At 35.6% G+C, this 26,387-nt stretch carries 27 protein-coding genes and 1 pseudogene; 5 read left to right on the forward strand and 23 right to left on the reverse strand.

Annotated elements, in window-relative coordinates:
- Window positions 1-170 precede the first annotated feature (170 nt).
- A complete protein-coding gene (locus tag CI949_RS05035) occupies window positions 171-689 on the forward strand; it encodes a biotin transporter BioY (RefSeq protein WP_290763559.1) in 519 nt (172 codons plus the stop codon).
- A gap of 77 nt (window positions 690-766) precedes the next feature.
- On the opposite strand, the gene CI949_RS05040 is transcribed toward CI949_RS05035, so the two are convergent.
- From CI949_RS05040 to CI949_RS05050, 3 genes are all read right to left on the reverse strand, one after another.
- Window positions 767-1,078, reverse strand: coding sequence for a LiaF transmembrane domain-containing protein (locus CI949_RS05040; RefSeq protein ID WP_290763561.1), 312 nt, complete (start codon window positions 1,076-1,078; stop codon window positions 767-769).
- Window positions 1,068-1,595 carry a PspC domain-containing protein gene (locus tag CI949_RS05045; protein ID WP_290763562.1) on the reverse strand — a complete coding sequence of 176 codons (528 nt, stop codon included), beginning with the start codon at window positions 1,593-1,595 and terminating at the stop codon, window positions 1,068-1,070. The genes CI949_RS05040 and CI949_RS05045 overlap by 11 nt, the downstream gene beginning before the upstream one ends.
- A 199-nt stretch (window positions 1,596-1,794) precedes the next feature.
- Window positions 1,795-3,522 carry an ABC transporter ATP-binding protein gene (locus tag CI949_RS05050; RefSeq protein ID WP_290763565.1) on the reverse strand — a complete coding sequence of 576 codons (1,728 nt, stop codon included), beginning with the start codon at window positions 3,520-3,522 and terminating at the stop codon, window positions 1,795-1,797.
- Between the two features lie 174 nt (window positions 3,523-3,696).
- On the opposite strand from CI949_RS05050, the gene CI949_RS05055 reads away from it, so the two are divergent.
- Window positions 3,697-5,682, forward strand: coding sequence for a methyl-accepting chemotaxis protein (locus CI949_RS05055; RefSeq protein ID WP_290763568.1), 1,986 nt, complete (start codon window positions 3,697-3,699; stop codon window positions 5,680-5,682).
- Window positions 5,683-5,804: 122 nt separating this feature from the next.
- Here CI949_RS05055 and phoU read toward each other — a convergent pair whose 3' ends face one another.
- The 18 genes from phoU to CI949_RS05145 form a co-directional block, all read right to left on the reverse strand.
- Window positions 5,805-6,464 (reverse strand): phosphate signaling complex protein PhoU, encoded by a 660-nt coding sequence (gene phoU, locus CI949_RS05060; RefSeq protein WP_133530490.1) that lies wholly within the window; start codon window positions 6,462-6,464, stop codon window positions 5,805-5,807.
- Between the two features lie 75 nt (window positions 6,465-6,539).
- Window positions 6,540-7,304: a phosphate ABC transporter ATP-binding protein PstB gene (gene pstB, locus CI949_RS05065; protein WP_133530491.1), complete on the reverse strand. Its 765-nt coding sequence runs from the start codon at window positions 7,302-7,304 to the stop codon at window positions 6,540-6,542.
- 17 nt (window positions 7,305-7,321) lie between these two features.
- The gene (gene pstA / locus CI949_RS05070) at window positions 7,322-8,173 is read right to left on the reverse strand and encodes a phosphate ABC transporter permease PstA (protein WP_133530492.1); all 852 of its coding nucleotides are present in this window, start codon (window positions 8,171-8,173) and stop codon (window positions 7,322-7,324) included.
- Window positions 8,173-9,063: a phosphate ABC transporter permease subunit PstC gene (gene pstC, locus CI949_RS05075; RefSeq protein ID WP_208108980.1), complete on the reverse strand. Its 891-nt coding sequence runs from the start codon at window positions 9,061-9,063 to the stop codon at window positions 8,173-8,175. The genes pstA and pstC overlap by 1 nt, the downstream gene beginning before the upstream one ends.
- A gap of 152 nt (window positions 9,064-9,215) precedes the next feature.
- The gene (locus tag CI949_RS05080; RefSeq protein WP_133530494.1) at window positions 9,216-10,121 is read right to left on the reverse strand and encodes a PstS family phosphate ABC transporter substrate-binding protein; all 906 of its coding nucleotides are present in this window, start codon (window positions 10,119-10,121) and stop codon (window positions 9,216-9,218) included.
- 169 nt (window positions 10,122-10,290) lie between these two features.
- Window positions 10,291-10,521, reverse strand: coding sequence for a thioredoxin family protein (locus CI949_RS05085; RefSeq protein WP_133530495.1), 231 nt, complete (start codon window positions 10,519-10,521; stop codon window positions 10,291-10,293).
- Window positions 10,522-10,621: 100 nt separating this feature from the next.
- Complete coding sequence (locus CI949_RS05090) at window positions 10,622-11,578, reverse strand: permease (RefSeq protein WP_133530496.1); 957 nt, start codon at window positions 11,576-11,578, stop codon at window positions 10,622-10,624.
- On the reverse strand, window positions 11,578-11,940 hold the full coding sequence (locus CI949_RS05095) for a helix-turn-helix transcriptional regulator (RefSeq protein ID WP_290763583.1): 363 nt from the start codon (window positions 11,938-11,940) through the stop codon (window positions 11,578-11,580). The genes CI949_RS05090 and CI949_RS05095 overlap by 1 nt, the downstream gene beginning before the upstream one ends.
- A gap of 167 nt (window positions 11,941-12,107) precedes the next feature.
- Window positions 12,108-13,889 carry a two-component system histidine kinase PnpS gene (pnpS, locus tag CI949_RS05100; protein ID WP_290763585.1) on the reverse strand — a complete coding sequence of 594 codons (1,782 nt, stop codon included), beginning with the start codon at window positions 13,887-13,889 and terminating at the stop codon, window positions 12,108-12,110.
- Window positions 13,873-14,562 carry a response regulator transcription factor gene (locus CI949_RS05105; RefSeq protein WP_279512703.1) on the reverse strand — a complete coding sequence of 230 codons (690 nt, stop codon included), beginning with the start codon at window positions 14,560-14,562 and terminating at the stop codon, window positions 13,873-13,875. Before CI949_RS05105 ends, pnpS begins: the two co-directional genes overlap by 17 nt.
- 55 nt (window positions 14,563-14,617) lie before the next feature.
- A complete protein-coding gene (locus CI949_RS05110) occupies window positions 14,618-15,211 on the reverse strand; it encodes a GrpB family protein (protein ID WP_290763591.1) in 594 nt (197 codons plus the stop codon).
- 374 nt (window positions 15,212-15,585) lie between these two features.
- Complete coding sequence (locus tag CI949_RS05115) at window positions 15,586-17,286, reverse strand: Na/Pi cotransporter family protein (RefSeq protein ID WP_347877181.1); 1,701 nt, start codon at window positions 17,284-17,286, stop codon at window positions 15,586-15,588.
- 194 nt (window positions 17,287-17,480) lie between these two features.
- On the reverse strand, window positions 17,481-17,738 hold the full coding sequence (locus tag CI949_RS05120; RefSeq protein ID WP_133530502.1) for a Veg family protein: 258 nt from the start codon (window positions 17,736-17,738) through the stop codon (window positions 17,481-17,483).
- 116 nt (window positions 17,739-17,854) lie between these two features.
- Complete coding sequence (locus CI949_RS05125; RefSeq protein ID WP_133530503.1) at window positions 17,855-19,366, reverse strand: 4Fe-4S dicluster domain-containing protein; 1,512 nt, start codon at window positions 19,364-19,366, stop codon at window positions 17,855-17,857.
- Window positions 19,363-19,602, reverse strand: a complete 240-nt coding sequence (locus tag CI949_RS05130; protein WP_133530504.1) for an NAD(P)H-dependent oxidoreductase subunit E — start codon at window positions 19,600-19,602, stop codon at window positions 19,363-19,365. The genes CI949_RS05125 and CI949_RS05130 overlap by 4 nt, the downstream gene beginning before the upstream one ends.
- 62 nt (window positions 19,603-19,664) lie before the next feature.
- On the reverse strand, window positions 19,665-20,558 hold the full coding sequence (gene rsmA / locus CI949_RS05135; protein WP_290763602.1) for a 16S rRNA (adenine(1518)-N(6)/adenine(1519)-N(6))-dimethyltransferase RsmA: 894 nt from the start codon (window positions 20,556-20,558) through the stop codon (window positions 19,665-19,667).
- A gap of 120 nt (window positions 20,559-20,678) precedes the next feature.
- On the reverse strand, window positions 20,679-21,575 hold the full coding sequence (locus CI949_RS05140; RefSeq protein ID WP_133530506.1) for a Gfo/Idh/MocA family protein: 897 nt from the start codon (window positions 21,573-21,575) through the stop codon (window positions 20,679-20,681).
- Between the two features lie 44 nt (window positions 21,576-21,619).
- A complete protein-coding gene (locus CI949_RS05145; RefSeq protein ID WP_133530507.1) occupies window positions 21,620-22,387 on the reverse strand; it encodes a TatD family hydrolase in 768 nt (255 codons plus the stop codon).
- Between the two features lie 230 nt (window positions 22,388-22,617).
- On the opposite strand from CI949_RS05145, the gene CI949_RS05150 reads away from it, so the two are divergent.
- Window positions 22,618-23,766, forward strand: a complete 1,149-nt coding sequence (locus tag CI949_RS05150; protein ID WP_290763605.1) for a cysteine desulfurase family protein — start codon at window positions 22,618-22,620, stop codon at window positions 23,764-23,766.
- Window positions 23,767-23,780: 14 nt separating this feature from the next.
- Window positions 23,781-25,001: a tRNA uracil 4-sulfurtransferase ThiI gene (gene thiI, locus CI949_RS05155; RefSeq protein ID WP_290763623.1), complete on the forward strand. Its 1,221-nt coding sequence runs from the start codon at window positions 23,781-23,783 to the stop codon at window positions 24,999-25,001.
- A 243-nt stretch (window positions 25,002-25,244) separates the two neighbouring features.
- Here the strand turns inward: thiI and CI949_RS05160 are convergent, their stop codons facing one another.
- Both CI949_RS05160 and CI949_RS05165 read right to left on the reverse strand, forming a co-directional pair.
- Window positions 25,245-25,685 carry a MarR family winged helix-turn-helix transcriptional regulator gene (locus CI949_RS05160; RefSeq protein WP_290763628.1) on the reverse strand — a complete coding sequence of 147 codons (441 nt, stop codon included), beginning with the start codon at window positions 25,683-25,685 and terminating at the stop codon, window positions 25,245-25,247.
- A gap of 88 nt (window positions 25,686-25,773) precedes the next feature.
- A complete protein-coding gene (locus tag CI949_RS05165) occupies window positions 25,774-26,226 on the reverse strand; it encodes a Uma2 family endonuclease (protein WP_290763631.1) in 453 nt (150 codons plus the stop codon).
- Between the two features lie 23 nt (window positions 26,227-26,249).
- Here CI949_RS05165 and CI949_RS05170 point away from each other — a divergent pair.
- A pseudogene (locus tag CI949_RS05170) lies at window positions 26,250-26,387 on the forward strand (transposase); the annotation flags it as partial.

Below are 26,387 nucleotides of genomic sequence, written 5' to 3' on the forward strand. Positions count from 1 at the left end.
GAGATATTTACTGCAAATTTTTTATTCTTTTTTAAGAAAAAATTGTACAAAGCAAAAAGCTCTTTATTATTAGCTGTTTACATTAACTAAAGTTTGTGATAACATTATTTAAAGAATTTGAATATTGGTCAGATTTTATCAAGCTTAACAAAATAGAAAGGAGTTTTAAGTTGAAAACTAATCAGATGATTAAAGCTGCTTTGATGGCAGCATTAACAGCAGTTGGTGCTTTTATTATTTTCCCTATTGGTCCAGTTCCTATAACCCTGCAGACTTTCTTTGTTCTGCTTTCAGGAAGACTGCTTGGAAAAAAATATGGTGTTTTAGCTCAGGTTACATATCTTTTGCTTGGTGCTTTTGGCCTGCCAATTTTCTCAGGTGGTCAGGGTGGATTGGGTGTAATTGCTGGACCTACAGGTGGTTTTTTAATTAGTTTTGTAACTGCAGCCTGGATTGCAGCCCACTGTAGTGGTAAAAATAAAAAAGATTTTTTGGTTCTTGCAGCTGCAGTTTTAAGTAACTATATTATTGGAAGTATCTATTTTTCTTTTGTAACCGGTACTGGTTTAATTGCTTCCCTCAATATGACGGTGATTCCTTTTATTCCAGGTGACTTAATAAAAGTTATCCTGGTATTAATCCTGGCCCCAGTCATTGAAAAAAGAATTGCTTTAAACAATAAAATTTAAGCTTCTAATCTTTAAAAATAAATGCCACCTGAGTACTTCAGGTGGTTTTATTTAGATCTTTAATTTAATAAGCAATCTTATCTAAATGGTAAATTATCAAAATCAAAAATACGCATTCTAATCTGCGGCATAAAATAAAAAGGCTGCTGGTTAACAAGCATATAGATTAAATATAATGCAAGCCCGATAACAATAACCGGGACAACAAACCAGAAACTACTATTCTGCAGCAGCATGTGAAAACCAAATATAATTAATAATACAGGCCAGTAACTGCGCAGAAAGAAAAATAAATTGAAATTGTATTCACCCAGGGTATCTCCCAGGAAAATGATCCCCGCAAAAATCAAAATTATTGCAATCAAACTCCGGTCGCGATTATCTGTCATTATTATCACCCTTGAGCATTAGAACCCCGGCAGCAATTAAAATTACCGGCCAGTATTTTTCCCAGTAGAGAGCTGGAATCCAGATATCAACTAAGAAAATTGAACCGACTAATATCATGATTGCTGCAAATAATTTACGGCGGTTACTACTGCTCTCAGAGTTCTGCTCCTGATACTGCTCGTAATATTCTTTTTCTTTTTTCTTTCTGGCATCATATTCCTGATTTCTTTGTTCTTCCCTTTCGGAACCTTCCTCCTGTTCCTGCTTTGAATCATTAAAGTCTTTCTTATCCTCTATATAATAGTCATCAGGCATTCTATAATCATTTTTAACTGGTTCCTCAGACATCACCAGCCAGGCAATAATATATGCAATTAAGCCTACACCCTGAAAGAGGAAGACAAATAAAACTGCAAGTCTAACTAAAGAAGAATCTACATTAAAATAATCTGCAAGCCCTCCGCAGACTCCGGCAATCATCCGGTCATCACGAGAACGATATAATTTTTTTGACATTTTAAATCTTCCTTTCTTTATATTATTAATTATAAATCAAAACTCAGCTTAAATATAGTAATTCTAAAGATTTATTACTGATTATAGTATCGCAGATTTTAAAGCACTTGTCAAAGAAAAAAAGCCGGGTTAAAAACCCAACTTTTTAGTAAACTCTATCTTCTTTTTATCAATCTGAATTACTAATTTATTTTAATTCTTAACCTGCTATATCTGCAGAAAATTGCTCATTATAGAGCTGAGCATATTCACCACCATTTTTAATTAATTCCTCATGTCTGCCTCGCTCAACTATCCCTTTATCAGTTAAAACAATAATTTGATCTGCATTAATTACTGTCGAGAGTCGGTGAGCAATTACCAGAGTTGTTCTTCCCTCAGCCAGTTTTTCAAGTGATTTCTGAATAATTTTCTCACTGCGGTTGTCAAGGGAAGATGTAGCCTCATCTAAAATCAAAATTGGCGGGTTCTTTAAAAATGAGCGGGCAATAGAAATCCGCTGCTTCTGGCCTCCGGATAATTTAACTCCTCTTTCTCCAATATCGGTATCATAACCATCACTTAGATTTAAAATAAAGTCATGAGCATTAGCCTTTTCTGCAGCCTCTATTATTTCTGCATCAGAGGCATTTGCTGTACCATAAGCAATATTTTCTCTAACTGTACCATTAAAAAGGAATACATCCTGCTGGACTATCCCAATATTTCGGCGCAGAGATTCTAAAGTGACATCTTTAATATTAATATTATCTATTGAAAGTCTGCCGCTGTCAATTTCATAAAAACGGGGCAGTAATTTAGTTAAAGTTGATTTGCCAGCTCCAGAAGGACCGACAAAGGCCACAGTTCTACCCGGATCAATCTCTATATTTATATTACTTAAAACTTTCTCATGGTTATCATAACCAAAAGTTACATCTTCATATTTAATTAAGCCTTCAACATCTTTTAATTCCTGTGCATCAGGAAGATCAATAATTTCCGGGTCAACCTCTAATAATTCTTTAAAGCGGCTGAAACCTGACATCCCTCGCTGCAGCTGTTCATTAAAGTTAACAAGCCTCCGGATAGGATTCATAAACATATCTACATAAAATAAGAAGGCTACCATTTGACCGGCAGTTAGAGATCCATCATAGATAAAATAACCTCCAGCTGCCAGGGTACTCAAACGAATTAAATTGATAAAGAGGTTCATACCCGAATGAAACTGGGCCATATTTTTCATTGCCCATTCCCGGGAACGGCGGTAATTATGGTTACCCTCACAGAACTTTTCATTTTCGTAATCTTCATTGGTAAAAGACTTAACGACTCTAATTCCACTCAAGCTGTCTTCTACTATTGTATTTACCTCTGCCATTTTTTCTCTAATCACTTTAAAGGCATGGTACATCTTTTCACCTAAGTTTTTAGAAAAAAAGAACATAATTGGAATTAGAGCAAAGGTAACTAAAGCAAGCTGCCAGTGCATATTAAGTAAAATAATTAAAGATCCGACCAAGAGCATTGATGAAATAAGCACATCCTCCGGACCATGGTGGGCCAGCTCAGAAATATTATTTAAGTCATTAATTACTCGGGACATTAAATAACCTACCTTATTATTATCATAGAATTTAAAAGAAAGTTTCTGCAGATGGGTAAAAAGATCTGAGCGCATATCCGTCTCCATCCTGATCCCAACTACGTGACCCCAGTAGTGGACTATATATTGAAAAACAAAACGCAGTACATAAATAACCAGTAAAATCACTGAAATTCGGATCATCATGTTTAAATTTCTGGCCGGAAAATGCTGATCAATCAGCTGTTGAATAAAGAGCGGATAAGCCAGGTCCAGCCCCGACATTAAAACAGCGCTCCCCAGAGTTGCCGTAAATAATTTCCAGTGGTTTTTATAGTAGCTTAAAAACTTTTTTAACATGATTTATAGTTATCCCCCTTTTTATTTACTAACTAGAAATTTTATCACAGCTAGAAAACCATTGCAATTATTCTTTTTCTAAAATATTAGCCTAAGTTTAACAAAAAATTAATCTTTTTGAAACATTTTCTTGTTAAACTAATAATGACATAAATAAAATATGGGAGGAATAGAATGTTTAAACAAAAAAGCATACAGCATAAACTTTTAATTGCAGTTTCACTGGTAGTTTTAATAATAATTTTACTAAGTTCATTTCTTTATTACAATAGTTCCAAAAATATATTACAGAATATATTAATTAAAGAAGCAGAAACAACTGTTTCTAAAAACAGTGAAAACATTGATCAATGGATAAATGAAAAGAAAGTTTTATTAGAAACCTTAACAAATATCAATAGTGTACAGGGATTAAACTGGCTTTCCGCTCAGTTGATATTAAGAAGAACTCAGGAAAACACTAATTTTATGGACATCATGTTAGTTGAAAAAAACGGCCGCTATAAAGCAACATCAGGTGGTTTTGGTGATATTTCCGAAAAAGAATATTTTAAAGAAGCTTTAAACAAAAAAAGAACATCCATTTCTAAGATATATCAGGATTATTTTACTAAAAAAATGGTTTTTGCTGTTGCAGCACCAATTACCGATGATTATGATAAGCTTCAGGGAGTTTTAGCTGGAGTAATTGAATTAGAAAATATTCAAAACCTGACTGAAAATTTAAAATTAAACGGCAGTGGTTATGGGATGATATTAAATCAGGATTTGAAATTACTTGCCCATCCTGAAAAAAACTTAATAGCAAATAGTGATTTTTATAAAAATTCGGAAACAGAATTCCAGACAGTACTAGATAAAATAAGCAGTAAAGATAAGTTTACAACTACTTTTCAGAAAAATTCAACCAGTAATATAATTACTTCAGCAAAAATTGATACCACAAACTGGACTTTAGCTTTAACTGCTGCCGAAGATAAAATACTAGCAGATCTTAATATTTTTAAAAAATACAGTCTTTATATAGGGCTTGGAGCTTTTATTTTTGCTTTAATAGTTATTTATATTATCAGTAGGGAAATTACAGCTCCCATTATTAGTTTAGTCGATATAATAAAAAGAACCTCTGAGGGTGAACTAGGACTTAAAGTTAAGAAAAAATTCCTAAAAAGAAATGATGAAATCGGTACATTATCTCATTCAATAGAAAGTATGATCACCAATCTTAATCAAATTGTCAGCAGCATTTCAGGTGTTTCAAAACATTTATCTGAAGCAAGTCATGAACTACATGACAGCAGTGAAGAAATATCTCATTCTGCAAAAGAAATTGGTAATTCTACTCATCAAATGGCAGCTGCTATGGAAGAACAGTCTGCTCAGGTAGATGAAACAAGGGATAACATTATAGAACTAAGCCGAGAAATACAAAATATTGAAGATAAAAGTATTAATATGGAAAATCAGTCTCAAAATGTTGTCAAAAATATTAAAACAGGTAATAGTTCAATTAATAATTCTATTAAAGAAATACAAAATGTAAGAGAAAAATCCAACAAAGTCGAAACTACTGTAAATCAATTAGGACAATCTTCAGATAAAATTGGTGATATAATTAAGTTAATCAGCAGTATTTCTTCTCAAACAAATCTCCTTGCTTTAAATGCAGCAATTGAAGCGGCAAGAGCTGGAGAAGCAGGAAGAGGGTTTTCTGTTGTAGCAGATGAAATAAGAGATCTAGCTGAAGAAAGTTCTCAGGCAACAGAAGAAATTGCAAAATTAATTAATGATATTCAAGAAGGAGTAGAAAACACTGTAGAAAATATGGATGATACAAGAAAAGCAGTAGAAAATAGTGTTCAGGCTATAGAAAATAGTAAAAATTCTTTTTCAGAAATTGATAAGGCAGCTTTTGAACTTAAAATTCTGATTGATCAAATATCCAAAGCTACTCTTAAAATGGGTGCAAATAGTGAAAAAGTCCAGAATTCAATCAAAGATATTGCCGAAGTAAGTGAATACACTGCCAGTTCAGCTGAAGAAATTGCAGCCAGCAGTCAAGAGCAGAGTTCAGCTACTCACGAAATAACAGAAGCTACAGGCGATTTAGCAGCTATGTCCCAGGAACTACTTCAAAGTATTAATCATTTTCAAATATAAAAGAAAGTCTGGATATCTGATTTACATAATTTAAAAAGCACAGATAATAAAAGCCCCCACCAATACTACTATTGTGGGGGCTAAATTATTACTAAATATATTTTATTTAAACTTATACAGTATTATTCGAGCTCAGTCCATTCTCCTGTTTTCATGTAAACTGTACGCTCACATATATTTGTAGAATGGTCACCGATTCTCTCCAAAAAGCGACTGATAAACATTAGAGAAGTACCCTGTTCAATTGTGGCACAATCATTTTCCATTACAGATAATAATTCTTTATTAATCTGTTTATCCAGCTGATTAACCTCTTTATCTCTGGCTGCAACCATTTTTGCTTTCTCGATATCCATCTCAACAAAGGCCTCCAGACTATCCCGCAGCTGCTTTACAACCTTATCTCTCATCCCGGGCAGATCCTGCATTTCCTTAATTAGCGGCTGATCACCAATGTCCTTCACCCGATGAGCAATATTGGATGCATTATCTCCAATTCTTTCTAAATCAGTTACCAGCTTAGAAATCACAATAATTTTCCTGAGATCAATCGCCACCGGCTGCTGCAGTGCAATTAAGCGGGTGCATTTTTCTTCAATATCAAGTTCATAATTGTCAATAACATCATCATCTTTTATTACCTTATCAGCCAGCTCAAGGTCTTTGTTCATCAGTGCCTCGATACTTTTACTGATGCTTTCACCAACTACACTTCCCATTTTTAACATTTCTTTTTCTAAATCATTTAATTCTGTATGAAAATTCTTGCGAGAATCATTCATTTTCAATATACCTCCTCAAAGCTGTCAATAAAATTTTAGCCAGCTGTTATCGTAATAAGTTGATTGGGGTTAACTTTAACCAAAACGCCCTGTGATATAGTCTTCTGTTTTCTGATTAGCAGGGTTTTCAAATATTTTATCAGTTTTATCAAACTCAATCAAATCTCCCATTAAGAAAAATCCAGTTTCATCAGAAACACGCGCTGCCTGCTGCATGCTGTGGGTTACAATAACAATACTGTACTTTTCTTTAAGTTCTTCAATTAGGTCTTCAATTTTTGCTGTTGCCACTGGATCCAGCGCAGACGCCGGCTCATCCATCAGGAGAACTTCTGGTTTTACTGCCAGTGCTCTGGCAATACAGAGTCGCTGCTGCTGACCACCAGATAGACCAAGGGCAGAACTGTCTAATCTGTCCTTTACCTCATCAAATAAAGCGGCTCCTTTTAAACTTTCAATTACCAGCTCTTCTATCTCAGCTTTATCTTTGACTCCATGAACCTTAGGTCCATAGGCAACATTGTCAAAAACTGATTTAGGAAAAGGATTTGGCTGCTGAAAAACCATACCAATCCGTTTTCTTAATCTAACTACATCAATATTTCCAGAATAAATATCATCACCATCGAAAACCACCTGACCTTCAACCCGACTTCCCTCAATCAAATCATTCATCCTATTAATTGTTCTTAAAAATGTAGATTTACCACAGCCTGATGGGCCGATTAATGCTGTTACTTTATTTTTTTTGACATCCATATTTATATCATTAAGTGCCTGAAAATCATCATAATAAAAATTTAGGTTTTTTATTTCAAGTACATTTTCCTTAGTAGACATTAAATTTCCTCCTTAATTTAGTCACGGCTAAATTTATAACGAATAAATGTTGCCAGCCCATTTAAAGCAAATAGAATCAGCAGCAGTAAAACACTTCCGCTTGCTGCAACCAGTTCGTACTCACTTTTTGGCAGTGAAGTCCAGTTAAAAATCTGAATTGGCATTACAGTAAAACTATCCATAATTCCCTGAGGAGTAAACATTACAAATGTTAAAGCTCCCATCATAATTAGCGGGGCTGTCTCTCCTATTGCTCTTGAAATTGCAAGGATAAAGCCCGTCATTATCGAAGGAAGAGCGGAAGGAAGAACCACCTTGTAAACAGTCTGCCAGTGGTTGGCCCCCAGTCCATAAGATGCGTTTCTTAATGACTTGGGAACACTTCTTAGTGCTTCCTGAGCTGAAACTATGACTACCGGTAAAACAAGCAGACTCAGGGTTAAAGAACCTGCAAGTACACTTCTTCCCAGCCCTAGAGTTCTAACAAAAACTCCTAAACCGAGCATACCATAAATAATCGAAGGAATTCCAGCTAGATTTGCAATATTTAATTTGATTAAATTTGTCAATTTATTTTTAGGTGCATATTCTTCTAAATAAATCGCTGTTGCTGTTCCTGTGATAAAAGTAATTGGAATCATTAGTCCAATTACATATAAAGTACCAAACAAACCTGCTTTAATACCTGCTTTTTCGGGAAAACGAGAATCAAAACGGGTAAAGAAGTCCAGGTCCATCATCACAAAGCCTTTAGAAAAAATATCAAAAATCAAAGCGGCAAGGACCACTAAAGCCAGGATAATGAAAACCAGAAATACGCCTTTAAATATTTTGTCTGTAAGTTTTCTTTTTTGATATAAATTTGACATTAGTGATATACCTCCCTGTATTTCATTAAGATCCAGTGACTAATAATATTTAGAGCCAGGGTCATCAGAAATAAAAGCAGTCCAACTGCAAAAATTGTGTAATATTCAAGAGAGCCAACGGGTGTATCTCCAAGACTAACCTGCACAATATAACCGGTCATAGTCTGAACAGGTTTTAAAAAGTTTGCAGTTAATTGCGGCCTCATTCCTGCAGCTATCGCTACTATCATTGTTTCACCAATAGCACGAGAAATTGCAAGGATAAAGGAAGAGATAATACCCGAAAGTGCTGAGGGTACCATAACTCTTGAAGCCACTTCAAATCTTGTTGATCCCATAGCATAAGCACCCTGCCGAATACTGTCTGGAACTGAATTTAATGCATCTTCACTTAAGGAAATCACCATCGGAAGAATCATAATCCCAACTGCAATACTGGCACTTAAAGCATTAAACGTCTGAATCTCAGGAAAAATAGGTTTTAATATCTTTGGGGTAATAAAAGTTAGAGCAAAATAACCATAAACAACTGTCGGAACTCCTGCTAGTATCTCCATGATTGGCTTAATAATTTTTCTAAAACGTCTGGAAGAATACTCAGTTAAATAAATTGCACTTCCCAGGCCAACAGGAATAGCTATCAGAGCTGAGCCCAGTGTAATCATCATTGTTCCACCGACTAAAGGCAGCACACCATAACTTTTGTTTGGTTCAATCAGAGGATTCCATTTTAACCCTGTCAAAAAATCTATAATCGATACTTCTGCAAAAAAATGTATAGAATCAGTTACAAGGATCACAATAATCCCAACTGTAGTAAAAACTGAGATTAATGTTGCCAGAAGCAGAACATAATTAACCCATTTATTACTGCTGCTTTTAGAATTCATATGCCTTATTTTTCGATCAAATAAGACAGCATACCAGCTTGACTCCTTATTTTTTTTCATCTTCATTAACCACCTTTCTCAAAACTGCCAAAAAAGGGGCCCAAAAAGCCCCCTCTGGCATCTTATTATTTATCATTAAACTTTATTTAGATTTACTTGGTAATTTCAGCCAGCTTATTTAATGCTTTTTCATAACTTTCTAAAGCTACATAACCAGTCTGTGGAACAATTTCCTGGGCATTATTGAAGTAGAACTTTAAGAATGCCTCAACTTCATCTCGTTTTGCAGCCGCATTATTTACATAAATGAATAGTGGCCGAGCTAGAGGAGTATAATTTCCATTACTGATTGTCTTAACAGATGGTTCAATTCCATTAACAGCCAGGGCTTTAAGCTTATCCTGATTTTCCTCATAATATGCATAGCCAAAATATCCCAGAGCATACTTATTACCTGATATACCTCTAACTAAAACATTGTCATCTTCACTAGCTGTATAATCAGAGCGGCTTGCTCCTTCATTTCCAACAACTGCTTCAGTGAAGTAGTCAAAAGTACCTGAATCTGCTCCTGGTCCATAAAGATCGATTTCTTCTTCAGGCCATTCAGATCTAACATCACTCCATTTTTGAACTTTGCTGTCCGGCTTCCAAATTTGATGGAGTTCTTCAACTGTAATATCGCTTACCCAGTCGTTTTCAGGATTAACTGCTACAGTAATACCATCACTACCTACTGTAAATCTTGTATATTCAATACCATTTTCTTTTGCTTTTGCTGCTTCACTTTCTTTGATTGGTCTGGAAGCATCGTTAATAGCTGTTTCGCCAACGGTAAATTTCTCAAAACCTCCACCTGTACCGGAAACACCAACTGTTACTCTAACTCTTGGGTATTCATAAGAAAACTCTTCTGCCATTGCCTGAGTAATTGGATAAACTGTACTGGAACCATCAATCTTAACCTCACCTTTTAGCTCCTGAGCTGCGACACTCACTGGAAGTACTGCCATCATTGCAAGAGCAAGAACAAAAAATAATGCTGTAATTTTTTTCATTAAATATTTTCCCCCTTCAGGAATTTTTGATTTTTTACTTTAACTTGACTCTGATTAAAATAATAACAGGCAAATGTTACAGCAGTATGTCACTTATGTTAACAAAATGTAAACAAATAAAAAAACCGCCCCAAAAGGCGGTATCACAGGATTTATTTTATTAATCTAATTAAGCAAGCAATTCCTTTATCTCATCTACTGAAGCAACTCTACCTTTAATTTTAACCTCTCCATCAATTCCAATTGCAGGTGTACTCATGATTCCAGCCATTGCGATTTCTTTCATATCCTCAATTTTTACTATTTCTGCCTCAACTCCTATTTCCTCCACAGCTTTTTTAGCATTATCAGCTAAATTGACACAATTTTTACATCCTGGACCATAAATAGTAATTTCCATTATTAACACTCCTCAGATTTTATTTTGTGATTTTATTCTTTTTAACCAGGTCCAAATCAATCGATTTGGACCTGGTACGAACCTACATTATGGTACGAACCTACATTATAAAATTAAACATATACCCTACTCCAATAATTGAAACTCCAACAACTGTTACAAAAACTGTAATTAATTTTGGCTTAATTACCTTGCGCAGAATAACCACTGCCGGTAAAGATAAGGCGGTGGTAGCCATCATAAAGCTTAAAGCAGTTCCCAGAGCAACTCCCTTTCCCATTAGAGCTTCAACTATCGGAATTGTTCCCACTGCATTAGCATATAATGGAATTCCAACAATAACTGCAGCAATTACAGATAAAGGATTATTGGGGCCAGCATATTCTGCCAGCAGTTCTGCCGGAGCATATCCGTGGATAGCAGCCCCAATTCCAATACCTATAATTACATATTTCCAGACTCGGCTTACAATTTCTTTAACTTCTGCTTTAGCAAAATTAATTCTATCATTCCACTCGAGTTCTTCAACTTCACTTTCTCCAGCACTAATCTGATATACATATTCCTCTACCTGTTTTTCCATCCCCAGTGCTTCAATCACAATTCCTCCAACTATCCCAACTAAAATTCCGCTGGCCAGATAAAGTGTTCCTATTTTCCAGCCAAAGATAGTATAGAGCATTACTAAGGCAACCTCATTTACAATAGGTGAAGTAATTAAAAAGGAGAAAGTAATTCCCAGCGGAATTCCCGACTCCACAAAACCAATAAAAATTGGTACTGAAGAACAGGAACAAAATGGAGTCACAACTCCCAGCAGTGAAGCCATAATATGTCCTGTAATTTTTCTATAATTACTTAAGAGTTTTTTTGTTTTTTCTGGTGGGAAATAACTTCTGATAATTGAAATAAAAAATATCATTACTGACAGCAGAAAAATAATCTTAGTTGTATCATAAAAAAAGAAGTGAACTGACTCTCCCAACCTCGTTTCAGCCTGAAGTCCAAATAGGCTATAAGCTACCAAATCTGCAAATTTCTCAAATACAGTAAACACTAAGAGCAGCCTCCTTTAGTTTCTGACTTAATTTCTGCAGCTGTGTCAAGATTATTAATTTTATTCTGCAGCTCACTCAGATTTAATTCAGCCAAAGATTGAGCCTTTAGAGAAATTAAAGCTGCCAGATATTTATCGTAAACACTTCTGTCTACTGTATAATAAATCCACTTTCCACTTTTCTCCTCTTTTAAGAGATCCAACTCCTTAAAATAGTTGAGATGCTGGGAAATACTGGACTGTGATTTGTCAAGCAGCTGCTCCAGCTGACAGACGCAGTACTGGCCATCCAGTAAAAGCTTAAGTATTTTAAGTCTATTTTCATCAGCTATAGCTTTTAAAAAGTTAAGTAAATCTTCCAATCTGCACTCTCCTTTTTCGATTACATATTAATATTTACTAATATGATTATATTGTAATATTATTCTCATGTCAAGTAAAAAAGAAAAGACATCCACTCATATTAATCTCAGCAGATATCTTTTATTATATTTAATTAATATTAAGGAAGCTTATCAGGGCTAATTGATTATTCAGCAGCCTTTAAATAAAAGTAGAATTCACTGCCTGCGCCTTCCCTACTTTTAACCTGGATTTCACTGCCGTGCTGTTTAATTATATTCCGAACAATGGAAAGTCCAATTCCCGTTCCACCGAGAGCTCGGCTGCGGGCTTTATCAACTCTGTAAAATCTTTCGAAAATTCTTTCCTGAGCAGCCTGGGGAATTCCCATTCCATTGTCTTTAACTGAAAAATAAACTTTATCTCCCTCTTTTTCTACTTTAACCTTTATCTTTCCGCCGGCAGGTGTATACTTAATTGCATTATCAATTAAATTTATCAGCACCTGTTTAATCTGTTCACGCACCATGTAAACTAAAGGGAGATTTTCGGAGACAACAACTTCAAAGTCAATATTCTTGTCCTCAGCTTTTTTCTCCAGCAGATTAACGACTTTATTTAACACTTCTTTAAAATTATCTGCTTCTAAATCAAATGACTGTGATTCAATCTTTGACAAGTCCATTAAATCCTTAATTAAAACTGAAAGCCGATCAGTTTCTTCTTTAATTATCTTTAAAAATCTATCTCTTGTTTCTGGATCTTCAATATCACTTTCTAAAAGCGTATCTAAATAGCCAACCATTGAGGTAAGAGGAGTTCTCAGCTCATGAGATACATTGGCCACAAAATCATTGCGGACTGTTTCCAGTTTCCTAAGTTCAGTAATGTCAGTTAGAACAATTACTCCCCCACTTATATTTTCCTTTTCATCAAGCAGAGGGATAAAGGTGGCATGAATAATTTTCTCATCCGGATTTTTATATTTAATTTCCCGGCTGATGCTTTCTTTTTTATCAAAAGCCCGCTCTAAATACATGTCAATCCGGTGGCTAAAAAGAGTGCTGATCAGTTCTTTTCCCTTAACTTTTTCTGCTTCAATATTAAAAATTCTGCGGGCGGCTGGATTTATCAGAGCAACTTTCCCCTCTTTATCAACTGCAATTACACCATCTACCATGCTTTCTAAAATAGCTTCAATCCGATTTTTTTCCTGAGAAATTTCAGTAATCTTATCTTCCAGCTCTTCAGCCATAAAGTTAAACATTCGGGCAAGTTTTTCAATTTCACTATTATATTTTCTGACCGGTATTCTCTGACTTAAATCTCCCTTAGATATCTTTTCAGCTGTCTCGGTAACAGTCTCTAAGGGTTTAACTATACTGTAAGTTAAACGCCAGCCTAAAAAAATTGTAATTAATGCCAGGATTACAAAGAAAAATAAATAACTCTTAATATCTTCAATCAGAACACTTCTGATAAACTTTAGCGGTCGGGCTGTCCTTAAAATTCCAATTATCTTATTCTGATCTCTAATTGGTACAGCATAGTAGAGCATTTCCTCTTCAATAGTTTCACTATAACGTATTTCACTACCTGAACTTTCATTGCTTACAGCCTGAGCAACTTCAGGTCGATTACGGTGGTTATCCATCTCACTAATTTCATAATGCGAATCAGCAAGTACCTCTCCATCAGCTGCAATAATAGTAATTCTTGTTTCCGAATCACTTGCCCATTCAGCAGCTTTATCCTCCAAAATCTTATTTTCATTTTTTACTTCTTCTGGACTAATATTATTCAGCATCAGCTGAGAATAGTGTTCTAAACTTATTTTTTCCTGTTCCAAATAAAATTCCCGGTGATTTGTGCTAAAGTAATAAAAGCTCAGGCCAATTATAAAAAGCTGAATTACAATAAAAATGATAATCAAACGATTTTTAATCCCTAGCTTATTCCATTTTAACAAATTTATAACCCACCCCTCTGACTGTAGCTATATAATCAGCCTTAATTTTTTTGCGAAGGCGCCTGACGTGAACATCAACTGTTCTTGTATCTCCCGCATACTCATAGCCCCAGATTTTTTCCAAAAGCAGATCACGACTTAAAACTCTCCCCTGATTGATCACCAGATAGCGCAGAAGTTCAAATTCTTTTGGGGTCAAAACAATCTTTTTTTCTCCATGAACAACCTCATGCCGGGGAATATCTAATTTTAATTTCCCTGTTTCTATAATTTCATCCTCTATTTTCTCACTGTCTGATTTGAATTCCTTTATTCTCCGAAAAATAGCTTTGATTCTGGCGATCAATTCTCGGGGACTGAAGGGTTTTGTCATATAATCATCTGCCCCCATCTCAAGTCCCAGTATTCTCTCTACTTCATCTCCCTTGGCAGTCAGCATAATAATTGGGATCTGGCGCAAATCTTCATTCCCCCTCATTCTCCGGCAGACCTCCATACCGTCAATTTCAGGCAGCATTAAATCTAAAACCACCAGACCAATTTTTGCTGATAACTTATCAAGAGCTTCCCGTCCGTCAGCTGCAGTATCAACCTCATAACCTGCGTTTTCCAGATTGAATTCAATTAATTCTCTAATATTTTTTTCGTCTTCAACTACCAGAATTTTTTCCATTATAAATCCTCCCGGATTTCCTATTTTGAGCTTATTTGTTTAAAATATTCAAAATTTATTTGATTTCAGCTGAATATTTTCCTGCAAATTCATTTCTAGCTTCAGCTGTGTGTTTTTTTATAAACTCAGTTTTGGCCTCGGTATAGCCATCTCGATTATGTTTATATTCTTTTTCTAATTTCTGCTTTAATTCTCCATACTTTCCGGCAACTTCAGGATGAGCAATCAGATAGTCTCGAAAATACAATTCGTCCCAGTCACCAGGATAGCGTAAATGAAGATGAAAAACTCTATCTGCGAATCCCTGTAGAGTGTACCCCTTATTGAAAACCAGATTAAGCTCTTCACTTTCTTCATTTCTGTGCATCAAAGTCCAGCCAGCATCTTTAAGCACAGCTTCAACTTTAAAGAGTTCAGCTCCTCTGCTAATTTCCACTAAAATATCAACAGTTGGCTTTGCCAGCAGACCAGGAACGGCAGTACTGCCGATATGATTAATCCTTTGAATGTAATGCTCAGGCAAAAAAGCTTCCAGCTTCTCTTTTTCTTCTAAGTACCAATTTCTATAATCAGGATTATGTTCCTTTAAAATAATCGGAAAAAGCTGCCACAGCTCCTCCAGCGACATCTCAGAAAGTGATTTGGTCATTGTTACCTCCTTAATATAAACCAGCACAGCGGCGCGTCGGACCACAGCGACTTAGAAATTTACAATCTAACTATCATTAGAACAATTAGTTAAACTAAAGTATAAATCCAAACTCCAAGTATCTTCCGAGAAAAGTGATTATTTAAATTGACGCTTTAGTCGAAATAGCCTCGATTAGATTTTATTGTGATTAGTTGTTTCGATGTTTGACCGCAGGGAGTTAGAGACAACCATAATAAAATCTAAATGAGAGGCGTCAATGGAGACTATGGTCAATTTAAATAATCCCTTTTCTCCATTATAGCAAAAAGAGCCTCCTATAAAAAGGAGGCTCCACCTAAATAAAGATATTTTTATGTTAATTCTTTGTAAAATTAGACTACATCTACTTCTTTTACTTCCTTACCGACACTCTCATCTTCATAAATCTCAATTACACTGTGTGCAATATCAGCCATCTGATCACTTATATGTTCCAGATCATCAAGCAGTTCCAGAAGAATAATTCCCGAATTAGGATCACAACTTCCTTTCGCTGATCCCTTAATTCTGCTGATACTCTCCTGTCTAAACTGGATCTGCATCTGGTCTAATCTTTCTTCTGCCTCTAAAATTTCAGCAGCAATTTCTAAATCATCAGTTTCAATTAATTCTAAAGTCTTATCTAAAACATCACAGACAATAGAATATACTTCCTGAATTGTAGCCTGAGCATCAGAAGAAAATTTAAGCTTATTTTCCAGGCGATTTTCGATCAATTCAGAAATATCATCAGCATCATCAGCAATACTCTCAATATCATCAACAACTGCAAAATACTTGTCTAAAGTTCTAATATCAACATCATTTAATTGAGCCTGAGGAATTTTTTGAATAAAGTGCAGAAGTTCTTCTTCCATCTCATTTACTATATCTTCATGATGTCTGATCTTTTTAATAACTTCTCCATCTCCATTTAAAAATCCATCTACAGACTCACAGACCATGTCTCGAGAAATCTCACCCATTGCCACAATTTCTTTTTTTACCTGATCAATAGCAACATAAGGGGTGTTCAGCATTCTATCATCAATAAAGGTAGTACCTCTTTTTAAGGTTAGATCTTCCCCAGGTATTATTTTTTTAACCAAATAAACCATAAAACCCGTAAATGGCAGCCAGATAAGTGTATTGACTACATTAAAAAAGGTATGTGTGTTAGCCAGCAGTCTCTCCTCAGAAGGATTTATCTGACCGAAAAAGCCGCTAACGTTTAAAATTAAATTTTCCAACATCAGAGAAAAATCAGGCACCAGATATATAAAGGCTATCATAATTCCAGCCCCTAAAACATTGAATAAAAAATGCGCTGCTGCAGCTCGTTTGGCAGTTAAATTAGCTCCGATAGCTGATAAAATTGCAGTAACTGTAGTACCGATGTTACTACCTAAAAGAATTGGGATGGCAGCTTCGTAATGTATTACTCCTGCTGTAACTAAGCCTAATAAAATACCAAAGGAAGCTGAACTACTCTGTATAGCAACTGTAACCACAATACCGGTTAAAATACCCAGGATTGGATATCTCGAAAAATTTTCCATCCAGTCAATAAAAACTGGAGAATTTTCCAGAGGAGCCATTGTATCTCCCATAGTTTCCAAACCTAAGAATAACAAACCAAAACCAAGTAAAACCTGACCGATATACTGAAATTTCTTGCTTTTCGAAAATAAATATGTAAAAGCTCCAATTGCAATTGCATGAAAGGCATAATCACCTAATTTAAATGCAATTAACTGAGCAGTTACTGTGGTACCAATATTGGCACCCATGATCACACCAATCGATTGAAATAGCGTCATCAAGCCTGCATTAACAAAACCTACAACCATAACTGTAGTGGCACTACTACTTTGAATTATAGCAGTAACAATTGTTCCAACCCCAACACCCATAATTGGTTTTGAGGTCATAGCTGCTAAAAAATGACGCAGTCTTTTACCGGCGGTTTTCTGCAGACCTTCGCTCATTTGCTTCATACCATAGATAAAAAGGCCGAGACCCCCGAGTAAACCTATAGCCATGTCAATTCCCAAACCTATCTCCCCTTTCATATTTTTAGATTATCCTGTTATTCACTTGTTCAATTATAAATAATCGCCTGAAATACAGAAGTTTAAATATTTGCTTAGTGATTTTTTCTTCATTTGCAAAATTTTAATTAAAAAATAACAGGAAAAAAGCAGCCAACTAAGGCTGCCCCTATTAAATTTATATACTCTATGTTAAGTTAAACTCCTATCTTTACCTCATCATCTTTAGACTTAACAACTACATCATCTGTTAAAAGGTCTGAATAGGTATAAGACAGCCGTCTAACCTGGTTGTGATCTTTGATCCTAACAACAAAGACATTTTCATGAGTTTTTTCTAAAACTCCTTCTTTTTCTACAGCTTTTCTTCTGCCGCGATTGGCCTTAACACTTACTCGATGGCCGACAAAAGATTTTACTTCTTCTTTAATTTTATCCAAAACATTTTCTTCCATTCAGATTCACCTCATTTTGAAAACAATTCAAAAATAATTATACCACAATTTGCTCATTTAAGCAAAACTTATAATCTTATAAGCAATAATCATAAGAGATGATTCTAAGGATGTATTTATTCTTTTTTTTCTTTTTTATTTAAGTTATCATTTTCAAAAGCAAATTTATATGGTGACTCACCTGCAAATTTATCAACATATTTTGCTCCTCGCTTGGTTGCCAGTAAAGTACCAGGCCCACCAACACAACCACCCTCACAGGCCATCCCTTCAATTAAGTGGCCATCTAAAACTCCTGCTTTTGCTTTAATTAATGTTTTTTTGCAGTCTGCCAGACCATCTGCCTTAGTTATTGGTGGGTCAATATTATATTTTTCTTTTAAATTCTGGCGGATTGCTTCTGCCACTCCACCCGCATTGGCATAAGCCCGACCGTAATAAGAAGCATCTCTAATCTCTTCTTCAGCATCCACTTTGGTCAGCTCTATATCAGCTGCCACAAAGATAGCTGCCAGTTCTTCAAAGGTGATTACATAATCAACCTCATCCTTAACTCGCGCGCTTAAAGCTTCCAACTTTTTGGAAACACAGGGACCAATAAATACAACTTTGCTGTCCTGATTGGTCTCTTTGACAGATTGAGCAGCAAAGATCATTGGCGAACTGGATTCAGAAATATTATCTTTAACTTCAGGGACATGTTTATCAGCAACATAAGTCCAGGAAGGACAGCAGGAAGTTCCCAGATAGGGTTGTTTTTCCGGAATATCTTCCGCAAATAATTCTGCTTCATGCAGAGAAGCAAAGTCAGCACCCAGGCTAACCTCACGCACCTCTTTCATCCCCAGTTCTTTTAGGGCAGCTACGATTTTTTCAGCAGAGACTAAAGGACCAAACTGCCCAACAAAAGAAGGAGCAATAATTGCCCGCACATCTTCTCCTCTTTTAATTGATTTTAAAAGCTGAAAAATCATAGATTTATCTGCAATAGCTCCAAAGGGGCAGGCAATAATGCACTGTCCACAGCTAACACATTTATCCTGATTAATTTTAGCCCGATCATAGTCATCACTTTCAATGGCATCAACTCCACAGGCTGCAGCACAGGGGCGCTCATAGTTAACAATCGCTTCATAAGGACAGGCTTCTTTACATTTACCGCAGTTGATACATTTTTCCTGATCAATTACTGCTGCGTGTTCTTCAATGGTAATCGCATCTACAGGACAGACAATACTGCAGGGATGAGCCAGACACTTGCGACAGTTATTGGTTACAAAATGAGCGTTAGTTGGACATTTTTCACAGGCAAAACGAATAACATTTACCAGTGGTTCTTTTAGCTGATTATCATTTTTTAGAAAATCTCTAATTCCCTCTGAAAGGAGTTTATGCTCCTGATTTGTTTCATAATCCATTCCGAGGCCCATCCGAACCCGAGCAGCAACTATAGCTCTTTCTTTAAAAATACTGGAACGGTATGTAGCTTCTTCAGTATCAATAATTCTATATGGAATTTTATCAAATTCTTCGCATTCTGCATCTTTGAGAGCCAGCCTTGCCAGCTCGGCAAAGACCATCCGTCGGATTTTTACAATATCTGTATAAATACCCTTTAGCTTGCTCATTTTATCCTCTCCATTACTTTACTGATAACCATCTGAGTCTGAGCTGAGGTGATAAGATCATCATCAACTTTAACTACCGGAGCATTCTTAATGTCTCCACACCTGTCCATACATTCAACTCTTTCAATTTTCAGCTGATCTGGATATTCTTCCTGCAGCTCTTCAAGAGTCTCTAAAATATTTAAAGCTCCTACTAGTGAGCAGTGGCTGCCCACACAGATTTCTACTTTAACCATTTTTCTTCCTCCTTCCAAAATTTGAATTAAACTATAATTTATATACTATATTATCAATTATTTTATGTTTCATTTCTCATTTTATAAATCCTGTTGCTGATAGAAATCATTTCGGATATCGAAAGTTTTTCTCCCCGCTTTTTAAGACCAATTCCTTCATCCTCTAAAGCATTAGTTACAAGATCACGGTCAAGCGCGATTACAGCTGATTTGCTCAAACTATTGCGTAAGGTTTTACGTCGCTGTTGAAAGATCGACTTTACAACCTGAAAGAAGAATTTTTTATTGATTACCTCTTCCTGATAAATATTTTCCTCATAGGGTGAGATGCTGACAATAACTGAATCCACATCAGGCTGAGGAATAAAGACTGAGGAAGGTACATGGTGCACAATCTCTGGCTGCATATGGTACTGAACCGCCACACTTAAAGAACCAAACTTTTTGGTTTCCGGGCCAGCACAGATTCTTTCTCCAACCTCTTTCTGAACCATAAAAACCATCTGCTCCAATTCTAAGTCACTTTCTAAAACTCCCATGATAATTGGAGTAGTCACATAATAAGGGAGGTTGGCAATCAGCTTCAGCTTCCGATTTTCAGGATTATATTCAGCTAATGTTTCTTCCCAGTTGATTTTTAATGCATCTTCATTTAAGAGCTCAAGCTTCTCCTGGCCAGCAAAAATATCCTTTAAAACTTCAACCATAGCAGCATCTTTTTCCACAGCCAGCAATTTACCGCTATCAAGTTTAGCAAGCAGAGCCTGAGTTAAAGAACCGATACCAGGGCCAATTTCAATTACAAATTCATCCCCCTTAATATCTGCTGCTGTTGTAATTATATCAATGATATTTGAGTCAATTAGAAAATTCTGACCAAGGCTCTTTTTTAAATTAAGATTGTGTTCGCGCAGAATCTTTTTTGTTTCCGATGGTGTTGCAATTTTATTTTCCATATTAATTTTAAATCATCCTTAATATATTATTTGTTATAATTTTATCATATCTGCTCTATCCAGGCAATAATTGCTGCTCTGATAAAGATAAACTACTTAAGCTTAAAATAATTAACGGGCTTATGCTTCAATCACTTTTTCTGCCAGTTGATGAGTCAATAAATCTTTAGCCAGCTCTTTTTTGTTGTTTTCTCCCTTTTGAACTCTATCCAAAAATTCACTAATCATGTCAACAAAACCGCGGTCATAGCCCATTTTATTCCAGCCAGCTGTCTGGGAAATAATTTCTCCATCAGCAGTGTAATTAATAATTTGAGTTATATTTTCAATCTTCTGCTTCTCTTTAAAACCCATAACTTCAAGGCTTTCTTCAGTAAGCGCATTATCACGATTCATTATTCCAATAGCAGTATTTTTACCATTTTTGAGAGTTAATATTACTTGAACTAGTTTATTTTTTCTCTCTATCTTACTAACTTCAAGCTGGTCAAGATCAACTTCTCCCATTAGATATGAAATAGTATCAATAACGTGTATAAAGTCATCAAGCACAAAGCTACGCGGCTCGCCTGGAAGCTCAGTCCTGTTTTTTTCCATAATTATTGTTTTAGGAGTTTTAATTTTTAAAAGAGAACTATAAGTTGGTACATAGCGGCGATTAAAACCGGTCATCAAAATTGTATTCTGATCTTTGGCCAGCCTGATCAGTTCTTCGGTTTGTTCTAAGTGATAAGTTATTGGTTTATCAACAAAGGTAGCTATCTTATTTTTTAGAAGTTTTTTTACTAACGGATAATGAGCTTCTGTAGCAGCATGAACAAAAGCTGCATCCAGATCCTCAGCTAATAACTGATCAAGAGATGTATAAAGCTGATCAACCCGATATTTTTTTCCCAGCCTCTGCAGAGTGCTCTCAGTTCTGGTACAAAAATATGGCTCTACCTCTTCCAGCTGAGTAATTAAAGGTAAATATGCTTTCTGAGCAATATCTCCCAGGCCAATAATCCCTATTTTCATTTTGGATTCCTCCCGCTTAATTTTTGTTGAAATTTAATTCCAAGTTAAAAATTATAAATTCTTTCAGCATTTTTAGTCGTGATCTCTGCCATCTTTTCAGCACTAACTCCTTTAATTGCTGCAGCTTTTTTTATTATATGTTCCAGATAAGCCGGTTCATTTCTCTTACCCCGATGAGGTGCTGGTGTCAGATAGGGAGCATCAGTTTCCAGCAAAATCCTAGCTAAAGGCATTTTCTTTAAGGCATCTCTAATCGGTTGAGCACTGTTGAAAGTAATTAAGCCTCCAAAGGCTACATAATAATCTCTCTTTATTATTTCCTCGATTTCACTGGGTCCGTAAGCATAACAGTGAAAAATTAATTTTTCAGCGAAGTCAGCAGTCTGATCTAATATTCCCAAAGTTTCTGCTGCTGCTTCTCGAGAATGAACAACCACCGGCAGTTCAAGTTTCAGGGCCAGCTGCAGCTGTTTTTTAAAGGCATCTTTTTGAATTTCTCGCGGTGAATTATCATAATAAAAATCAAGGCCGCATTCCCCAATTGCTTTAACCTTTGGCGAAGCTGCAAGAGCTTTAATTTTAGCCAGATTTTTTTCATTGACTGTATCTGCTTCATGGGGATGAATCCCAACTGAAGCATAGACAAAATCATATCTTTCTGCCAGTTCCACCACCCGGTAACTTCCCTCCAGGTCTGCACCAATATTAACTATCTTTTCTACTCCGATTTTCTGGGCTCGCTTAAAAACTTCTTCTCGATCCTGATTGTAGTCATCAAAATCAAGATGAGCATGAGTATCTATTAAACGCAAGTTATTTCCTCCTAATTGATTATAAGTATCAATAAAAATATAATTATTATAGTTCAACCTTTATTATATCACTAGAATTAAAAAAATAAAATAAGGCCAGAAAAACTTAGATTAAATTAGAATAGCTAAATCAAAATAATCTTTTCTTTAAATTTCTGAGCTTAGCGGTTTATTTATTTACCCAATACTGGTATAATAAAAGTTAGTGTTAAAAATTAGGAGTGAGTCTAATGGAAAAAGAAATATATCTAGATAATGCGGCAACTACTAAAGCACTGCCGGAAGTAACAGCTGCTGTAGTAGATGCTTTAGAGAATAATTATGCAAACCCGTCTTCTCTGCATCGTTTTGGTCTGAAATCAGAAAAGATTTTAAAAAACAGCAGAAAAACTATAGCTGACTATCTTGGCGTCAGATCAGAAGAGATCATCTTCACATCTGGCGGCACAGAAAGCAACAATCTGGCCATTAGAGGAATAACAAAAGCATATGGGAATCGGGGCAGACATCTAATTACTTCCCCCATTGAACATTCTTCTGCAGCTGAACTTTTTAAGGCTTTAGAAAGTGAAGGCTGGCAGGTAGATTCAGTTAATGTTGATCGGGGAGGACATGTTGACCTGGAACATTTGATAAATTTAATTACCGAAGAAACAATTTTGGTCAGCATTATGCAGGTTAATAACGAGCTGGGGACTATTCAGCCCATCAAAAAAATTGCTGAAACTATTAAAGAAAAAAATCCACTCAGCTTTTTTCATGTAGATGGAGTTCAGGCCTTTGGAAAAATATACAGCAATTTAAGCCAGTGGCCGGTCGATCTTTATTCAATTAGTGGTCATAAAATCCATGGTCCTAAAGGAATAGGTGCTTTATATATTAAGAAGGGCACTAATTTAAAACCTCTGGTCTACGGTGGGGGGCAGGAGAGAAACTTGCGCTCCGGAACAGAAAATATCCCGGGGATTGCTGGACTGGGGGAGGCAGTAAAAAAACTACCTCAGCTTTCAACAGCAGAAAACGCTGATCAATATTTAGCCAAAAAAAGAAAATATCTGCTGAACTCTCTGCAGAAAATTGAAGAAGTAGTAATTAATTCTCCAGCAGCTGGAGCTCCTCATATTATTAATTTTTCTTTACCTGGTATCAAAGGAGAAACTATGCTGCATGCACTGGAAAATCAGGGAATCTATATCTCAACCGGATCAGCCTGTTCTTCCAGTAAAAAGGGAAGCAGAATTATCAATGCCTGCGGTCTCTCTCAACAAAGAAGTGAGAGTGCTCTGCGGGTAAGTTTAAATAACGAAATTAAAAATGATGATTTAGATTATTTTATAAGAACTTTAAAAGAACAGATAGAATTTTTAAAATTTTTTTAATGAGGTGAAAAAATTTGTATGATTTAATAATTATTCGTTATGGAGAAATTGGCCTGAAAGGTGATAATATTAACGATTTTATTTCCCAGCTGGTTTCAAATATTAAAAGGGCAGCAGCTGACCTGGGAAATTTTGAAATCAGCACTGTTTACGGGCGGATTTTTCTTTATGCAGAAAGTGATCAGATTGAAAAGATTGTTGCGAGGTTGGTCAATGTGCCGGGAATCATCTCTTTAAGTCCGGCTCAGAGATTGCGAATTGGCAAAAAAATAGCTGATTTTGATGATCAGGATTTTGAAAAATTAAAAAATAAAGCGGTTAAGCTTTTTAAATCCGAAGTCTCGAACTATCCGACTACTTTTAAAATGGAAACTACCAGAGCAGATAAGTCTTTTCCGATTGAAAGTCCTGAGCTCAATCGAGAACTTGGGGGAGAGATTTTAAGAGAGGTTGAAGGTCCAGATACTCCCCTCAGTGTTGACGTCCATCAGCCTGAACATCTTTTTGAAGTTGAAATCAGAAGGGGCAAAATTTATCTTTTCATCAGGCGAGAAGCTGGCCCGGGTGGATTACCTGTTAAATCATCGGGAAAAGCATTACTTCTACTATCTGGTGGAATTGACAGTCCGGTGGCTGGCTGGCTGGGATTAAAAAGAGGTTTATCTTTAAATGCTGTTTATTTTGATTCTCCTCCTTATACTTCTGAGCGGGCAAAAGAAAAAGTAATCGACCTGGCAAAAGTTTTAAGCCGTTATGGTGGAGAAATAAAATTGCAAATTCCTTATTTTACAGAAATCCAGCAGGAAATATTAAAAAAATCACCGCGCAGATATACTGTAACTATTATGCGCCGAATGATGATTAGAATTGCCAACCGACTGGCAGAAATAAATAACGAACTGGCTCTAGTGACCGGAGAAAGCCTGGGCCAGGTAGCAAGCCAGACCTTAGAAGGACTGCGCTCATCTGATGAAGTTGCTGAATTCCCAGTTCTTCGTCCTTTAATCACAATGGATAAAAATGATATTATTGCTCTGGGAAAAAAAGTTGGTACTTATGAGATCTCAATTAGACCTCATGAAGACTGCTGCACTATTTTTGTTCCGGATAACCCGGCAACTCAGCCCAAACTTGATACTATTCACTTTGGAGAAGAAGATTTAGAAATTGAAAAACTAGTAGATAGGGCAGTAGAAAAAATGGAAGTCATTACAATTAATGAAGGTGCAGAATAACACCGATTAATTATTCCACCCAGCAGAAATCCGGTCTCACTCTTTAAGTATTTAAATGGGGGATGAGCCTCACTACCATTAAAACTTTACTCTCATAATCTCCCAGATCAACTTCCTGTCCCATAATATCATTTGCTTTAAAATCATAAACACTCATTGTTATCTCTCCTTTTAATTTTATAAAATTAAATTGTGTACAATCAATTATTCAAAAATATAAGTTAAACCCTTTCTGAAAAGGATTTAACTCTCATCTCTAAATTGACTTAAAACCTGATCTAAATTATGCTTTAATTTAACTAAAGTTTCTGGATCGCCTTCAAACTGAGAATATAACTTTTCCGGGATTTCTACTGCTTCTTTTTTCATTTCCCTGCCCGCTGTAGTTAAGCTAAGTTTGACAATTCTCTCATCTGCCTGAGAACGATATTTTTCAACCAGTCCCTGTTTAACAAGTTTTTTTACCACCGGAGAAAGGGTTCCAGAATCAAGATATAATTTTTCTCCTAATTCTTTTAGTGAAATATTTTCTTTTTCCCATAAAACCAACATTGTAATGTACTGGGTATAGGTTAGATTATATTTATCCAGCAAAGGTTTATATAACTGAATCACCTTCCGAGATAAAGCATAAAGGGGAAAACAAATTTGATTTTCTAGTTTTAAATTCTCAAAATCAGACATTGGCTCACCTCAATTTAAATTTTATATAATTCAATTGTACTCAACTTAATTAATTATACACTTTTTTTATGGCATTTATCAATAGCTTTTAATTAATTTTAGAAAATATTTCGTCCACTTGAATCTCCAATCCCTCAAAATATTCAGATTCCAAAACTTGATCCGGGTGCAGATCATTTACTGCTTCTATATCTCTATCCTCTGTGAAAACATACTGAGTTATTTTCTTATTTTCAGGGTTAATGATCCAATATTCTTTAACCCCACTTTTTGAATATAAATTCAACTTTAAAATAAGATCTCTTTTCCTGGATGAAGGGGAAAGAACTTCTACTAAAAGATCTGGTACTCCCTGGTATTTATCGTCTACAACATTTTCTGGATCACAGATCACCATTATATCAGGCTGAACAACATTTGGGTCTTCTTTAAATTTAGGTGCATATCCCTGCAGCTTAATATCAAGTGGAGATGTTAAAGAACTGCATTTACTATCTTTAAAATAATTATAGAAAATACCAGCAATTTCATTTACAAGCATCTGATGTCTAAAACTGGGAAGAAAATATAATTAACTATTTCAGAACCAGAATAACCAACGGATTTGCTGAAGGATTAAACAATAAAATTAAATTGATTAAAAGAATTGGCTACGGTGTCCCTAAAGTTGAGAACTTAAAACGCCGAGTATTTTTATCATTG

The sequence above is a fragment of the Halanaerobium sp. genome (assembly GCF_003070835.1).